Below are 15969 nucleotides of genomic sequence, written 5' to 3'. Positions count from 1 at the left end.
GTGGGTGCTTTTTCTCAGTTATTGTAAATTCTCAGAAGTTAAATGAATTTTTATAATTAATATTCTTTAAAGTATTCTTTAAATTTTTCATATTCTAGAGTATCGATATAGAAAATAATTTCGTCTATATTTTCATTTGAGGAACAGCAATACATCATTTTAAATTTTGTCCCATGCTTTCCAAGCATATTTAATAACATTAATAATAATATGTTAAAATTATCTTTAATTGTTATTATTTTAATGTTATTTCTTTCTTCAAAAGAAATAGAGTGTTGATTGATTTGCATAGATTTTAGAATACCTCTAAATTCTTTTATAAAGGTATCTTTTTCCATTTTAATCCTCCTGTTCTTGTCTGAATTAACTATTTTATAAAATATTCAAAAGACAGGATGAAGTTACAAGAAAGTATAAAAATTATAGTTACATCTTCATAAAAACTTTTTAACACTATTTCAAAAATCAACCCACAGAAAATAGTTAACAATATCTTGGTGATACGAAACAAAAACAAAATACTCTACTACATGAGATGACTGTGCTAAATCTGAACAGCTACTTAAAAAGAAAAGACTGAAAATGCTATTTATTAAAAGCAGAAGTTAATGGAGGAACTACTTGTTTTTTACGGGAAACAACACCTGGTAAATCAAATTGATGATTTTCAATTTTTGTATTGAAAGCTGCTTCAACCACTTTCACATCATCTCCCACTACAAGCCCAATCGAATCTGATTCTAAAACGTCGGTGATTACTAACACATAGAGTTCAAGATTCATTTCTTGACGCTTATCTTCCATAACTTTTAAAAGATCGTTTTTGCGACTTAAAATTTCTTCAAAGCCAATGATATTGGTTTGCCCAATACGAATACTTTTATCATTCATTACAAAATTCTTTGCATCACCATCGACAATCTCTTCATCAGACTGTTTGCTGAGATCTGCTCCAGCTTTTAGAAACTCTAGTCCGTATGATGGAATATCAACTTCAGCAATTTTAGCTAATTTTTCAGCAATTTCTTTATCTTTTTCAGTCGTTGTTGGTGATTTAAAAAGTAAGGTATCAGATATGATAGCTGATAACATCATACCGGCAATATCTGCTGGGATTTCATAGCCATATTCTTTAAACATCTTATAAAGAATTGTAGCTGTCGAACCAAGAGGTTCCGCACGGTAATAAAGAGGTTGAGGTGTATTAAAACCAGAGATCCGGTGGTGGTCGATGACATAATCAATCTGAACTTGGTCGATATCATCTACCGATTGTTGCGGTTCATTATGGTCTACTAAAGCTACATTGCTCACTTCATTTGCTGCAGTTTGAATGATTCTTGGGGGTTTAACACCAAACTTATCTAAAGCAAAAGCAGGCTCACCTGTTATTTCGCCTAAGGCAACCGCTTCTGCCTGATGGCCTTCTTGTTTTAAGAAATAAGCAAAAGCAATTGCGGATGCAATGGTATCTGTGTCGGGTTTTTTATGTCCAAAAACTAAATAATTTGTCATTTTAATCCTCCTAATTTGAATTACATTCCCAGTTTAGCACTTTTTTACAAAAATTTGAATGCTTAATAAAAGGATTACTTGTAATTTGCCAAATAAGATTTTATCGAAATTCAAAAAATATACATTAATAAAGCATTAATAAGTCGTATTTACTCTAATTAAATTACAATCACAATTTAATTTTATTATTGTTTTTATATGGTAACATTATAGTATTAATAAATAAAGGAGTGATTAAATGGATGCACTTATAACTAGACCTGATGGCCTTATTTTTATTATTATTACCATGGTCGCAATTGCGTTATACTTGCAAAAATTTAAAGTTTTTAAGTCTCTCGGTCCAGTTTTGACCGTTGTCGTCATCGGAATTATTCTTTCCAATACACGAGTGGTTCCAATTAGCCACGAAGTGTACAGTTTTATGGGATCACTTTTTGTGCCAGTAAGTATCTCGATCTGTATGTTGAGTATGGACTTAGTCGAATTAAAGAAACTGACTAAAAAGCCTGTCATCGCTTTAAGTTCAGGTATTTTATCAGTTATGGTGGTGGCAACCCTTCTCGGTTTCTTTTTTGCGCCTTATATGGATGAAGGTTGGAAGATTGCCGGAATGTTTGTAGGTACTTATACTGGAGGAACACCGAATCTAACGGCAATTGCAACAGGTTTAGATGCTAGTCGTCAAACAATTGCTGCCGCAAACGCTGCTGATTATGTCATCTCAACCCCTTTAATGATTTTCATGTTTGCTGCACCTGCTATTCTTAAAGCTTCTAAAGCTTGGAACAAGTTTTGGCCTTATCATTTAAGCGACGACCATCTTTCAACTAGTGATGCAAAAGGATTAATGTCAGATAAGGAATGGTCCATCCGGGACATCGCTTGGTTATTGACAATTGGTTTTGGGGTTACCTTTATTACCACCGCATTCTCTGAGGCTTTTATGCCTGAAACGATTTGGAAAGCTGTACGCCTAATTCTCCTCACTACTGTTTCTATCGGCCTTGCTCAACTTAAGCCGGTTCAAAAACTACGCGGTAATTTAGACTTAGGATTATTTTTATCCTTAATGTTCCTATCTACGATTGGTTTTGCAGTTGATTTACGCCAATTTGTTGGTTCAGCTTTAACGATGACTTTATATGTTTTCTTAATGTTAGTGGGATGTCTGATATTGCACTTAATTATTTGTCGACTCTTTAAAGTTGAATATGAGTACATGATCCTATCGATTGTTGGATGTATCGTTGATGGTCCAACTGCTTCTTTAACAGCAGCCGGAGCTAATTGGAAATCCCTAATCAACGTTGGATTAATTATGGGGGTATTGGCTGGAGCGGCAGGAAACTATGTAGGAATCGCAGTTGCTTACCTAACTCGATTCTTAATTGGTGGTTAAAAGCCTTTTTCTCGTTCAAAATTCTAGTAAAAAAACCTAGGTCAAATGGACCTAGGTTTTTATTTATTTTGAAACTCATTTAGTTATTGCTTTAAATACCCTGTATATTCCGCACAACGCAAAATGCGGTTTGCATTGTCTACCCGTTCCTTACTCGGTGGTTCAACACCTTCTAATTTATACTTGTAGCCGAGTGCCGTATATTTGTAGACCCCCATCATGTGATAAGGAAGAACTTCAAACTTTAAAACATTCTCTAAACGCGCAACGTAATCAGATAGACGATAAAGATACTCATCAAAATCAGTCCGTGTAGGAACTAAAACATGACGGATCCATACGGGCTGTTTAATTTCAGAAAGATAACGTGACATTTCTAAAATATTGTCATTGGGATGACCTGTTAATTGAATATGGCCTTGACGATCAATATGTTTAATATCAAATAGAAGAAGATCTGTATACTTCATTAATTCATTAAATTTACTGAAAAATGGTTCCTCATAAGTAAACGGCTGACCACAAGTATCTATAGTTGTATGAATGCCTTTCGCCTTACATAACTTAAAATATTCAATTAAAAAGTCTATTTGTAGAAGAGGTTCACCACCAGAAACGGTTACGCCCCCTTCTTTTCCCCAAAAGGCACGATATTGGATCGCTTCATTGAAAAGTTCTTGGGGTATATATTCTTTGCCACCAGTCATCTTCCATGTGTCCGGGTTATGACAAAATTCACATCGCATCCGACACCCTTGCATAAAAGAAATAAAACGAATTCCTGGTCCGTCTACAGATCCAAAACTTTCAGTAGAATGAACATATCCTTTAATTTCTTGTGCCTCTTCTGACATTTTAATTCCCCCATTTATATTTTAGAAAAAGGAACTGAAAGAATCTTCAGTTCCTTTTAATTAAAATTTCTGACTATACGTTGTTTATATTACATAGAAGCGTGCATTGTACGGTTAATCACATCTAATTGTTGCTCACGAGTTAATTTAATGAAGTTAACAGCATAACCTGATACACGAATTGTTAATTGAGGATATTCTTCTGGATGTTCCATAGCATCCAATAAGGTGTCGCGGTTAAAGACGTTAACATTCAAGTGGTGTCCACCGCTTGTTGAATAACCATCTAACATATTAGCTAAGTTGGCTTTCTGAGTCGCTTCTTCTTTACCAAGTGCTTTAGGAATAATAGAGAAAGTATTTGAAATACCGTCTAGTGCATACTCATAAGGAACTTTTGCAACTGATAACAATGAAGCGAGGGCTCCATGTGTGTCACGACCATGCATTGGGTTCGCTCCTGGTGCAAATGGATCTCCAGCGCGACGTCCATCAGGAGTGTTTCCTGTCTTCTTACCATATACCACGTTTGAAGTGATTGTAAGAATGGAAGTTGTTTGTAATGAATCACGATATGTCTTATGCTTGCGAACTTTTGTCATGAAGTTCTTCAATAATTCGACTGCAATTTGATCCACACGATCATCATTATTTCCATATTTAGGGAAGTCGCCATCGATTTCATAGTCAACGACTAAACCATTTTCATCACGTACAGTCTTCACTTTAGCATATTTAATCGCTGATAAGGAGTCAACTGCTACAGAGAAACCGGCAATTCCTGTGGCCATTGTACGAAGCACTTTAGTGTCGTGTAAAGCCATTTCTAGAGATTCATAAGAATATTTGTCGTGCATGTAGTGAATAATATTTAATGTATTGACATAAAGTTCGACAATCCATTCCATCATGTCGTCATATTTTGCTAAGACTTCATCGTAGTCTAAATATTCAGAAGTAATTGGAGCATATTTCGGCCCGACTTGAGCTTTCGTTTTTTCATCTACCCCACCATTAATTGCGTATAATAATGTTTTAGCAAGGTTAGCACGTGCGCCAAAAAATTGCATTTGTTTTCCGATTCGCATAGCAGAAACACAACAAGCAATTCCGTAGTCATCCCCATATTCAGGACGCATTACTTCGTCGTTTTCATATTGGATAGCAGAAGAAATAATCGACATTTTCGCTGCATACTCTTTAAATGCTTGTGGTAAAGCGGGTGACCAAAGGATTGTTAAGTTTGGTTCTGGAGCTGGTCCTAAGTTCGTTAAGGTATGTAAGAAGCGGAATGAATTTTTAGTAACTAAGGGGCGACCATCTAAACCTATTCCAGCAATTGATTCTGTCACCCATGTTGGGTCGCCTGAGAATAATTCATTATATTCTGGTGTACGAGCAAACTTAACTAAACGCAATTTCATCACAAAATGATCGACTAATTCTTGTGCTTCTATTTCATTTAGTTTTCCATTTGCTAAATCACGCTCGATATAAATATCTAAGAAAGTAGAAGTACGTCCTAATGACATAGCTGCTCCGTTTTGTTGTTTAACGGCAGCTAGATAACCTAAGTATAACCATTGGAAAGCTTCCCGCGCATTTTCAGCAGGACGTGAAATATCGAAGCCGTATATCTCGCCTAGTTCTTTTAACTCTTGTAAGGCACGATATTGCTCGGTTACTTCTTCACGCAACTGAATAACGTCATTATCCATTGTTCCATTGCCAATGTTAGCAAAATCTTTTTGCTTTTCTTCCATTAAACGCTCTACTCCGTACAAAGCAACACGGCGATAGTCACCAATTATGCGTCCACGACCATAGGCATCAGGAAGACCTGTAATAACGCCTGAGCGACGAGCTGCACGCATCTCTGGCGTATAAACATCAAATACACCTTGATTATGCGTCTTACGGTATTCAGTAAAGATATGTTCAGTTTCTGGATCAAGTTCATAACCATAAGCCTCTAAGGAGTTTTTAGACATACGAATACCACCATAAGGTTGTAAGCTACGTTTAAAAGGAGCATCTGTTTGGAAACCCACTACAGCTTCTTTATCCTTATTTAAATAACCTGCTTTGTGAGAAGTTATAGAAGATACTACTTTAGTATCCATATCTAAAACGCCGCCTGCTTCACGTTCTTTTTTATTAAGATCCATTACCTGATCCCAAAGATCTTTAGTATTTTGTGTAGCATCAGCTAAAAATGACTCATCGCCTTCATATAAATGATAATTTTCTTGAATAAAATCACGGACATCGATTTCAGTTTGCCACTTGCTACCTTGAAAACCATCCCACGCTTTATTTAATTCGGTTTTATTTGCAATTTCCATTTAAATTCTCCTTTTTAAAATGACCCGACATTTTCTACACCTATAATATAACACAGAAAAAGAGGAAAGTAAACAGTTTTTGTGAAATATTTAATTAGTTAAAACCTTTAATTACCAACGATTAAAAACATTATCATGCTACTAAGGTTAAAATAAATATTAGTTGTATTAATATAACTGTAACAGTTTTTGATAACTGTTGCTCTTAAATTAATACACTCATTTAGATAAGAGTTAAATTCAATTCAATCTTTATCAATCAGTAAAAAAAACAAGTATCTTCATTCAGATACTTGTTCAAATTTAGCTATTCATCATCTAACATTTTTAACCGGGAAGGATGGATGTCCATCACTTTTCCTAGTTGTTCTAGATCTGTAATTTGAGATCCATTATTTTGCCTTTTTGTAATATTAACATCAAAGGCCATCATTTCAATGGTTTTTCCCGTATCTCCTTGAATAATGATTGGAATATTTCCCTTTTGAAGTGCTAGAGCTTTGACAACGCGGTGAGGATTCGTCTTGATTTCTTTAAGAATCAAAGTTCCTACACTGGCGCGATTAGCACTCGCTAACTCTTCAATATCCATTCGCTTCACATTGGCTCGATTGGTCAGTAGGAAAAGTTGAGGTCTTGATGCTTCTTGTGCAATTAACAACATTGAAACTAAGTAATCATCAGCTTTAACTTTCATTCCAACAATACCTTGAGCTTTAAGTCCTTGAATCGATACTTGTTCTATGTCGAAACGCAAACCATAAGAACGATGTGTAATACAGGCAATTTGATAAGATTTTCCAGCTTTGGCTAACTTTGCAGCTACTAAGCAATCCTTATCATCTTGAAGCTTAATTGCTGTCATCGTCCGTGTCTTATAAGAGCGATAGGATGAAAATTCAGACAAGAAAGTCTGTTTAATTCGTCCTGCTTTTGTCATCATAACAATGCGGTCATCACTCTGATTATCAGCAGCTTTTTGTGCAAATACTGCAATAATGGCTTCGTCTTTTAGCAGTTGGTATTGCTGAGACCAGTGTAAACCTAGGACTTTCCAACGAATATCAGGAAGTTCATACACAGGTAAATGAATGTAATTTCCTTTTGAAGTGACGATTACAATTGCATCATGGGTCGATAATTCTTGCACAAATAATGGATAATCCAAGTCTCTTGATCCTAAATCGATGGCATCTGAAGCCGTAAAAGACCTTACAGAAGTGCGCTTCAAATAGCCTTCCTTAGTGACAGACACATATACTTGCTCTTGAGGGATTAATAGAGTCTTTTCAAGAGTAATTTCTTCTACGTCATCTTCTAACTGACTCATTCTTGGGCTATTGTATTTTTTCTTTACGGCTTTTAATTCATTTCCTAATACCTTATCCAACGTTGAGTCATTGGAAAGAATATTTTGGTACATATAGATTCTTTCGTTGAGCTCTAACTTTTCCTGTTGTAGTCCAACGATGTCTGTATTCGTCAAGCGATAAAGCTGTAAGGAAACAATTGCTTCTGCTTGTTCCATTGAGAACTCATATTGGTCATGCAAATTCGTTTTAGCATCTGCCTTGTTCTCTGACTGTCGAATGGTAGCAATTACTTCATCTAAGATAGACATCACCCGAATAAGACCATCCACAATGTGAAGTCGATCTTGGTCTTTTTTAAGTAAATACTGGGTTCTTCTTCTAATGATTTCCTTTTGATGATCAAGATAGGCTTGAAGCATTTTTTCTAATGAACAAAGAACCGGACGACGGTTATGAATGGCTATCATGTTAAAATGGTAATTTACTTGTAAATCAGTATTTTTGTATAAATAGGCAAGGATTGGCTCTACTTCTACATCGCGTTTTAATTCTATAACTAATGAAACGCCATTAATATCCGAATCATCTCGAACATCTGCTATCCCTTCTAACTTCTTAGATAAACGGATCTCATCCAGTTTTTGAATGAGTTTTCCCTTATTAACATCATAAGGTACTTCAGTGACGACAATTTGAGATTTTCCACCTTTTAATTTTTCGACTTGTAATTTCGAACGAATAACGACCTTACCTTGCCCAGTTTGATAAGCTTCTCTGATACCCTCTCTACCTTGAATGATTCCTCCTGTTGGAAAATCAGGACCAGGTAGATACTTCATTAAGGCATCCACGGTAATATCAGAGGGATGATCTAGCATGAAGATTAATGAATCAATGACTTCACCTAAGTTATGAGGAGGGATATCCGTTGCATAACCTGCTGATATACCTGTAGCTCCATTAACTAAAAGATTAGGGAACCGTGCTGGCAATACTCGAGGTTCTTCGATTGTATCGTCAAAGTTTAAAATCCAATCGACCGTTTCAGAATGAATGTCACGTAATAATTCCATGGCAATACTAGAAAGGCGCGCTTCTGTGTATCGCATAGCAGCAGCGGGATCACCATCCATGGATCCATTATTACCATGCATATCTATTAAGGGTTGACGGTTTTTCCAACTTTGGGACATGCGGACCATGGCCTCATATACAGAAGAATCACCGTGAGGGTGGTAATTGCCGATAACATTTCCTACTGTCTTTGCAGACTTACGATAGGCCTTCTCAGACGTATTTCCTTCAGAGAACATAGCATACAAAATACGACGTTGGACTGGCTTTAATCCATCACGAATATCTGGTAAAGCGCGATCTTGAATAATATATTTAGAATAACGACCAAACCGATCACCAATAACCGATGAAAAGTTTAATTCTTGAACACCTTTATTTTCTAATTCAGTCATTATAGATCGCCTCCAAACAAGTTAATTTGACCAGTTTCATCCAATAAAACTTCGCTGTTGGCATCGGTTTCTTTATGAAAAAGGTCCTTCGCGTTACTATTTATGGCCGTTTTACTATTTTTGGATGAGTTAGACTTTGAAGCAGGATTTTTAGCAACCAATAAGGCTTCTTTTTCTTCTTGATTCATTGACTGATTCAAGTTTGTATTCTCCTTTAATAGAGAATCTTCTTCATCCATAGTAAACTGAACATTTTTTTCAATCCAACGACGACGCGGATCTACCTTACTTCCCATTAGAGTAGATAGACGCTTTTCGGATAAAGAATCGTCCTCAAGCGTTACACGAATAAGTAAACGTGATGCTGGATTCATGGTAGTGTGCCATAATTGGTCTGCATTCATCTCACCAAGACCCTTGTAACGTTGTAAAATATAACCTGGGCCTACTTTCTTAATCTTATCCTGTAATTCTTCATCTGTCCATGCATATTCAATTTGTTCTTTTTTACCTTTACCCTTTGACACCTTATACAAAGGAGGCATGGCCAGATAAACTTTACCCGCTTCAATAAGCGGCTTCATATAACGGTAAAAGAAAGTCAAGAGTAAAACTTGAATATGCGCACCATCGGTATCCGCGTCGGTCATAATGACGACTTTATCGTAGTTAGCAGACTTAAGATCAAAATCAACTCCCACCCCTGCTCCAATGGTATAGATTAAGGTGTTAATTTCTTCATTTTTCATAATATCAGTTAAGGAAGCTTTTTCAGTGTTGATGACTTTTCCTCTTAGCGGTAATATCGCTTGAAATTTCCGATCGCGTCCTAATTTCGCTGATCCTCCTGCTGAATCTCCCTCGACAATATAAAGCTCATTCTTAGAAGCATCTTTCGATTGAGCTTTGGTCAACTTTCCGGAAATTAAGCGTTCTTGTTGTTTATTAGATTGCGTTGATCTTGAAGCTTCTCGAGCCTTACGGGCAGCTTCGCGTGTTTCTCTTGCTTTTAAGGCTTTTCTGAGGATTATTTGGGCCCAATTCCCATTTTCTGCTAAATAATAGCCTAAATGTTCTGTTACAAACGATTCAACAATCGTTCTCGCTTTGGGACTGCCTAATTTATCTTTCGTTTGTCCTTCGAATTGTAGGTATTGTTCTGGTATACGAACCGATACAATTGCTGCTAAACCTTCACGAATATCGGCCCCTTCGAGGTTCTTATCCTTTTCCTTAATGAGTCCCATTCTACGACCATAGTCATTAAAAACTTTAGTGATGGCTGTCTTCATTCCTGTTTCGTGAGTCCCACCCCCATTCGTTCGAACATTATTGGCGAAAGAAAGAATGGTTTCCGAATAGCCATCATTATATTGCAAGGCAAAATCAATTTCAAAATCATCACTTTCACCCGAAAAAGAAACAACTGATCCCATCACTTCTTTATCTTCATTGAGGTATTGAATGAAATCTTGCAAGCCTTCTTCATAATGAAAAGTCTCACTAATGGCTTGGCGTTGATCATGAATTTCAATGCTAATACCCTTTAATAGAAAAGCAGATTCTCTCAGTCTTTCGGCAATTGTTTCATAGTTAATAGCTGAAGAGCCAAAAATTTTTGGATCGGGCATAAAATGAACACTTGTCCCGGTCTCAGATTGATTAGTATGTTTAGTCTTTTTCAATGAAGTAACTGGTCGTCCACCGTCTTCAAACCGCATGTGGTATTGATAACCTTCACGAATGACTGTAACTTCTAACCAAGACGATAAAGCATTCACAACGGAAGCTCCTACTCCATGCAAGCCTCCTGCTGATTTATATCCGCCTTGACCAAATTTACCACCTGCATGTAAGACAGTGAAAATAACCTGGACGGTTGGCACACCAGAGGCATGTTTGCCAATTGGCATTCCACGTCCGTTATCTCTTATTTGAACAGAACCATCGGCTTCTAAAGAGACTATGATACGATCTGCAAAGCCAGATAAAGCTTCATCAACTGAGTTATCTACAATTTCATAAATAAGATGGTGTAATCCTTTTTGGTCAGTCGACCCGATATACATGCCAGGTCTTTTTCTAACGGCCTCCAGGCCTTCTAATATCTGAATGGCATCATCATTATAATTATCTAAATTCACTTTTGAATTTTTATTTGCCATTAACTCACCCTTTAACGATTTTTTAATAAGAAATAAATGGACCAGTTTAGCTTATAAACATCAAATCGTTTACAAGTCTTTCACTGCTTATATCTCAACTCTATTATCATAGCAGAATTAATCCTGATTTGACAATTTTGATTGATACTTCTTTCATTCTGAGCCTCAACAAATGAGTCCTTAATTAGGAGCTTCCAGGAGTTTCACTAGAATTCCGCTTGTTGTCTAACATTTAAAAATGGTAGAATGATCATAGTAAATGAGGAGGTTGTTTCATGTTACCGATTTTAATCATTCTCTTTGGATACCTTGCAGGCTCGATTCCATCAGGTGTATGGTATTCAAAGTATATACATAATGTAGATGTCCGTACACTAGGTTCTGGTAATTCTGGCGGTACAAATGTTGGACGGAATTTTGGTCCCTTTGCTGCAATCGTAGTTGTTATAGTCGATGTTTTAAAAGGATTTATTCCGGTTTTATTAGCTCAACAACCTTTTCTTTCTGGAAATGACTTAGTTATCATGTTAACTGGCTTAGCTGCCGTCTTAGGACATGCCTACCCTCTATTTAGTGAATTTCGTGGGGGAAAAATAGTTGCTACCTCTGTGGGTGTTTTATTAGCTTTTAATTTCTATACAGCGCTAGCCATGATCGTGGCTTTCTTTGCCATTCTCTTTACTACTTCTACCGTAAGTATCGCTGCCATGGCCTCTTTCCTTCTTTCAGTTATTTGGATTATCTTAAATGAACCTTTAGTTTATGCGGGTGGCTTTGCTCTTATGGCCATCCTCATGATATATCGGCACCGCGATAATATTCGCAGAATCCTTAAAGGAGATGAAAGCCGTGTCACCTTTGGTTTACATCCAAGAAAAAAATAAATTATTTCGATTAAAAAAGCTAAGGTTATTGGCATTGACCTTAGCTTTTTTTTATTTGTTTCGTGCTATTTAGCCATTTAAGCTTTATTTTTTTTGTGCAGCTCAATTGTTAAATCATGGGTGCAAATCGATTGAGGATTGAGACAATGAATACCTCGTTTATCTTTAAACAACTGTGGTTCATTTGCGACGTCCGGTAGACCTGACCATGCTTCAACAGCTAAAAAAGGTGCGCGTTTAGGGTAGGTTGACCATAAAGCTGTATAATCAAAACCGATAGAACGAAATTTGATTTCAACATCATTTGCTTGATTGCGCAAAATAAATTCTGCTTTTTCGCTAATTTGATAAATAAGTGCATCGTTCTTAAATTGTTTGTGATATAACTTTTGATCAATCACTTCCATATACTTAGCCTTATCATTATTTAATAAGCCTTCCTGGTTTGTCTGTTGTAAGTAATAATAGCCTTCTGGTTTCAGACTATAACTAACCTGGTTAAACTCAGGATAATTTCTCCCTATTGTATGTTCCAAGTTAAAGGCAGGATGGTAACCGACTGAATAGTATAAAGGTTTTTCCAAGGATGGATTATAAACTTCAAAAGTAACTGTTAATTTATGGTCATAGAGAACATAGTTTACTTGTAAAGAAAATTCAAAAGGATAGATCTGATAAGTGGTTTCATTGTTTTTTAAATAAAAACTAGCGGACTGTTCGGTATGGTTTTGAACCGTAAATTCACAATCTCTGGCAAAGCCGTGTCGATTCATTGAATAAAATTTTCCGTCATACAAATATTGGTCATCTTGTAAACGACCAACAATCGGAAAAAGAATTGGTGCTTTGCGCTTCCAAAACTGAGGATCGGCTTGCCAAAGAAACTCATAACCAGATGTTAGATCTTGAATGGATTGAATTTCAGCCCCCATTTCATCGATTTCAATTTTTAAGTAGGCGTTCTGAATGGTTACCATTTGGATCACCTATTTCTATTATAAAATATAATGGCTAAGATCACGGTTATCCACCTTGTCAGCCAACTTATCATCCACATATTTTTCCGTAATATCAATAACCATCGGTGTATCGGCCGCTTCAAACAGTAATTCCTCGAGAACTGTTTCAATAATTGTATGAAGGCGACGGGCACCAATATTATCAGTATTACGGTTTAATGTTTCTGCATAGTAAGCCATTTTATCGACCGCTTCTGGTGTGAAGTTTACTGTGACTTCCTCTGTTGCTAACAAAGCCTGATATTGGATTAATAAGGCATTCTTTGGTTCAGTTAGAATTCGCACAAAGTCTTCTTGTTTTAAGTCTTGAAGATTAACACGAATTGGGAAACGACCTTGTAGCTCCGGAATTAAATCGGAAGGCTTGGCAACGTGGAAGGCCCCTGACCCCACAAAAAGAATATGATCAGACTTAATTATGCCGTATTTTGTTTGGATTTGACTTCCTTCAACAATAGGTAAGATGTCACGCTGAACTCCTTGACGGGATACTTCGCCTGATTGGCTACCTGAAGAAGCAATTTTATCTAACTCATCGATAAAAATAATTCCATTTTTTTCAGCTAAATTTAACCCCTTTTGATGAATATCTTCTTCATTCACTAATTTATCTGCTTCATCAATCGTTAATAATTTTAAGGCTTCTTTAACAGTGACAGTTCGATTAATCATCTTCTTGGGCTTTAAAGCATTTAAAGATTCTTGCATATCCATCATTTGTTCCATAGCCGGATTTAAAGAATTTAACTGTAATTTTTTCTCTTCCATTTGAATGGTCACTTCGTGCTTATCTAAAACACCCTCTCGAATCTGTTGACGGATATGACGTCGATTGGAAGCTATCTCCTGTGTTACTTCTTCTTTTTCAGATTCAACTTCGCCACGCATTTGCCGCATAAATGCTTCCATGTCGGGTAGGACAAAGCCACCTGCATTACTGTTATCTTTTTTTATTTCGGCTTTCTTCTTTTTACCTGGCACCAATGCTTTGGCAATCCGATCAATCGCCTTTTCTCTGGCTTCTTCCTCAACTTCTTGACGCATTTCATCACGAACAATACGAATAGCTTGCTCGACAAGATCTCTTACCATGGATTCAACATCACGACCGACATAACCCACTTCGGTATACTTAGTGGCCTCCACCTTTATAAAGGGAGCTTGAATAATTTTAGCTAGACGTCTGGCAATTTCTGTTTTCCCGACCCCTGTTGGCCCAATCATTAATAAATTCTTAGGCTTCACTTCATCTTGCATTTCTGGATCAAGTCTTAGCCTTCTTTGACGGTTGCGAATAGCTACCGCAATTGAACGCTTTGCTTCTGCTTGACCTACAATATACTTATCTAATTCTGCTACTAACTGTCTTGGACTTAATTCCATCTTATTATTCTCCTTTATATCTAGGATTTAAAAACTCTCGACCATGATTTGTTTATTCGTATAAACATCAATTTCAGCTGCAATTTCTAAGGCCTGAGAAACAATTTCTTTAGCACTTAATTGATCTCCTGTTCGTAACATGGCTCTTGCTGCTGCTAAGGCATAATTACCACCAGATCCGATGGTTAATATGCCATCGTCTGGTTCTATGACTTCACCCGTGCCTGATACTAATAAAAGATTTTCTTTGTTCATAACAATTAGCAAGGCCTCCAATTTTTGCAAAGAACGATCGGTCCGCCATTGCTTAGCAACTTCAACGGCAGCTCTAGTTAATTGACCTTGATGAGCTTGTAATTTCGTTTCAAACATTTCTGATAAGGTAATCGCATCTGCGACTCCTCCCGCAAATCCGATTACCACTTGATCATTAAAGATTCTGCGTAGTTTTTTTGCTCCACCTTTCATGATGACAGTTTCGCCCATTGTCACCTGCCCGTCACCCGCCATAGCGAGTTGATTATCTTTTTTTATTGCACATATTGTAGTCATTTCTTCTTCCTCCTACTTTTTTCTATGAGCTCTTGGATGAGCTTTTAAGTACTCTGAACGCATTTTATCACCGGTAATATGCGTATAAATCTGTGTTGAAGATAAATTCTCATGGCCTAAGAGTTCCTGGACAGACCTTAAGTCGGCTCCCCCATTCAAAAGATGGGTTGCATAAGTATGCCTGAGTTTATGAGGGTTAATTTTTAAATTAAGCTGCCCCTCTTTGACTAACTTTTGTAGAATCTGACGCACTTGATCAGGAGTGATTGGCTTGCCCTTGTCCGATAAGAATAATATATCATGATTTGATTGATCCTGCATTGAGCTTTTGTTTAATAGTTGACCACGCTCAGTCGCAATGTAATCTTTCAAAGCTAACAGAGCCGGATCACCAAATGGCACGATTCTTTCTTTATTCCCTTTACCTAACACACGTAGAATTTGTAAAGAAAAATCGATTTGGTCCATTTTTATCTGGCAACATTCTGAGACCCGTATACCCGTAGCATACATCAGCTCGAGAATAGCAAGATTGCGTTTGGCATAATCGAGTGTACTGGATTTAGCTACCTGCAATAAAGATTCAATTTCATTTTCATAAAAAAAGGCGGGTAAATAGTGGTCATTTGCTTTGAAAGTGATCAATTCCATCGGGTCTTGCTGAATCCAATCTCGCCGCAAGCAATATTTGAAAAAAGAACGTAAAGAAGACAGTTTTCTTGCGATTGTTTTCGAAGTAAGGGAGCGCTCATCTAAATAGGCTAAGTACAACCTTAGATCTTGATAATTTAGACTTTCTAATTCTGCTCCCCCTGAACCTTTTAAAAATATGCAAAATTCCTTTAAGTCTCTTTGATATGCTACCACTGTATGTTCAGAATAGCGTCGTTCACTTGATAGATAATTTAAAAAATCATCAATCTTGTCTTGCATTGATTATCCCTCCAGGTCTTCTTAAATTATTATACCTTTTCTCTTGGCTCTTCGCCAATTAAGCGCAATCTATCGGTGATTAGAAATTTTAAAAATACCAAAATCTTTTCAACCATTTCAAACGATTTGATCTAT

At 36.7% G+C, this 15969-nt stretch carries 12 protein-coding genes; 2 read left to right on the top strand and 10 right to left on the bottom strand.

The genetic code is table 11. The features are described 5' to 3' along the window. Window positions 1-56: 56 nt before the first annotated feature. The gene (locus HF969_RS00805) at window positions 57-338 is read right to left on the bottom strand and encodes a hypothetical protein (protein WP_090288868.1); all 282 of its coding nucleotides are present in this window, start codon (window positions 336-338) and stop codon (window positions 57-59) included. A 247-nt stretch (window positions 339-585) separates the two neighbouring features. Further along, the gene (locus HF969_RS00800) at window positions 586-1515 is read right to left on the bottom strand and encodes a manganese-dependent inorganic pyrophosphatase (RefSeq protein WP_090288867.1); all 930 of its coding nucleotides are present in this window, start codon (window positions 1513-1515) and stop codon (window positions 586-588) included. Window positions 1516-1753: 238 nt separating this feature from the next. Between HF969_RS00800 and HF969_RS00795 the strand changes: the two genes are divergently transcribed. Then, window positions 1754-2917: a DUF819 family protein gene (locus tag HF969_RS00795; RefSeq protein ID WP_090288866.1), complete on the top strand. Its 1164-nt coding sequence runs from the start codon at window positions 1754-1756 to the stop codon at window positions 2915-2917. A gap of 83 nt (window positions 2918-3000) precedes the next feature. Here HF969_RS00795 and pflA read toward each other — a convergent pair whose 3' ends face one another. From pflA to parE, 4 genes are all read right to left on the bottom strand, one after another. Further along, on the bottom strand, window positions 3001-3771 hold the full coding sequence (gene pflA, locus HF969_RS00790) for a pyruvate formate-lyase-activating protein (protein WP_090288865.1): 771 nt from the start codon (window positions 3769-3771) through the stop codon (window positions 3001-3003). An 89-nt stretch (window positions 3772-3860) separates the two neighbouring features. Further along, window positions 3861-6116 (bottom strand): formate C-acetyltransferase, encoded by a 2256-nt coding sequence (gene pflB / locus HF969_RS00785; protein WP_090288864.1) that lies wholly within the window; start codon window positions 6114-6116, stop codon window positions 3861-3863. Window positions 6117-6423: 307 nt separating this feature from the next. Continuing rightward, window positions 6424-8898, bottom strand: coding sequence for a DNA topoisomerase IV subunit A (gene parC / locus HF969_RS00780; protein WP_090288863.1), 2475 nt, complete (start codon window positions 8896-8898; stop codon window positions 6424-6426). Then, on the bottom strand, window positions 8898-11063 hold the full coding sequence (parE, locus tag HF969_RS00775; protein ID WP_090288862.1) for a DNA topoisomerase IV subunit B: 2166 nt from the start codon (window positions 11061-11063) through the stop codon (window positions 8898-8900). The genes parC and parE overlap by 1 nt, the downstream gene beginning before the upstream one ends. A gap of 275 nt (window positions 11064-11338) precedes the next feature. Between parE and plsY the strand changes: the two genes are divergently transcribed. Next, window positions 11339-11947 carry a glycerol-3-phosphate 1-O-acyltransferase PlsY gene (plsY, locus tag HF969_RS00770; RefSeq protein ID WP_090288861.1) on the top strand — a complete coding sequence of 203 codons (609 nt, stop codon included), beginning with the start codon at window positions 11339-11341 and terminating at the stop codon, window positions 11945-11947. 77 nt (window positions 11948-12024) lie between these two features. On the opposite strand, the gene HF969_RS00765 is transcribed toward plsY, so the two are convergent. Genes HF969_RS00765 through xerC form a run of 4 tightly spaced genes read right to left on the bottom strand, consistent with a single transcriptional unit; the run spans window position 12025 to window position 15834 of the window. Continuing rightward, window positions 12025-12924 (bottom strand): aldose 1-epimerase family protein, encoded by a 900-nt coding sequence (locus HF969_RS00765; protein ID WP_090288860.1) that lies wholly within the window; start codon window positions 12922-12924, stop codon window positions 12025-12027. Window positions 12925-12942: 18 nt separating this feature from the next. Then, entirely contained in the window at window positions 12943-14349 is a 1407-nt protein-coding gene (hslU, locus tag HF969_RS00760; RefSeq protein WP_090288859.1) for an ATP-dependent protease ATPase subunit HslU, read from the bottom strand. Between the two features lie 27 nt (window positions 14350-14376). Continuing rightward, window positions 14377-14901: an ATP-dependent protease subunit HslV gene (gene hslV / locus HF969_RS00755; RefSeq protein WP_090288858.1), complete on the bottom strand. Its 525-nt coding sequence runs from the start codon at window positions 14899-14901 to the stop codon at window positions 14377-14379. A gap of 12 nt (window positions 14902-14913) precedes the next feature. After that, window positions 14914-15834 carry a tyrosine recombinase XerC gene (gene xerC / locus HF969_RS00750; protein WP_090288857.1) on the bottom strand — a complete coding sequence of 307 codons (921 nt, stop codon included), beginning with the start codon at window positions 15832-15834 and terminating at the stop codon, window positions 14914-14916. Between the last annotated feature and the right edge of the window lie 135 nt (window positions 15835-15969).

Origin of the sequence: Facklamia miroungae (assembly GCF_012396555.1) — a bacterium.
GTDB classification, from domain to species: domain Bacteria; phylum Bacillota; class Bacilli; order Lactobacillales; family Aerococcaceae; genus Facklamia; species Facklamia miroungae.
The sequence above is the reverse complement of the archived record's forward strand: the minus strand, read 5'-3'. Positions and strand labels throughout refer to the sequence as shown.

Excerpts from the sequence above, each read along its gene's own strand:
- parE (WP_090288862.1), bottom strand. The coding sequence starts at position 11,063 with ATGGCAAATAAAAATTCAAAAGTGAATTTAGATAATTATAATGATGAT.
- HF969_RS00765 (WP_090288860.1), bottom strand. The coding sequence starts at position 12,924 with ATGGTAACCATTCAGAACGCCTACTTAAAAATTGAAATCGATGAAATG.
- pflA (WP_090288865.1), bottom strand. The coding sequence starts at position 3,771 with ATGTCAGAAGAGGCACAAGAAATTAAAGGATATGTTCATTCTACTGAA.
- xerC (WP_090288857.1), bottom strand. The coding sequence starts at position 15,834 with ATGCAAGACAAGATTGATGATTTTTTAAATTATCTATCAAGTGAACGA.
- HF969_RS00800 (WP_090288867.1), bottom strand. The coding sequence starts at position 1,515 with ATGACAAATTATTTAGTTTTTGGACATAAAAAACCCGACACAGATACC.
- plsY (WP_090288861.1), top strand. The coding sequence starts at position 11,339 with ATGTTACCGATTTTAATCATTCTCTTTGGATACCTTGCAGGCTCGATT.
- hslV (WP_090288858.1), bottom strand. The coding sequence starts at position 14,901 with ATGACTACAATATGTGCAATAAAAAAAGATAATCAACTCGCTATGGCG.
- hslU (WP_090288859.1), bottom strand. The coding sequence starts at position 14,349 with ATGGAATTAAGTCCAAGACAGTTAGTAGCAGAATTAGATAAGTATATT.
- HF969_RS00795 (WP_090288866.1), top strand. The coding sequence starts at position 1,754 with ATGGATGCACTTATAACTAGACCTGATGGCCTTATTTTTATTATTATT.
- pflB (WP_090288864.1), bottom strand. The coding sequence starts at position 6,116 with ATGGAAATTGCAAATAAAACCGAATTAAATAAAGCGTGGGATGGTTTT.
- HF969_RS00805 (WP_090288868.1), bottom strand. The coding sequence starts at position 338 with ATGGAAAAAGATACCTTTATAAAAGAATTTAGAGGTATTCTAAAATCT.
- parC (WP_090288863.1), bottom strand. The coding sequence starts at position 8,898 with ATGACTGAATTAGAAAATAAAGGTGTTCAAGAATTAAACTTTTCATCG.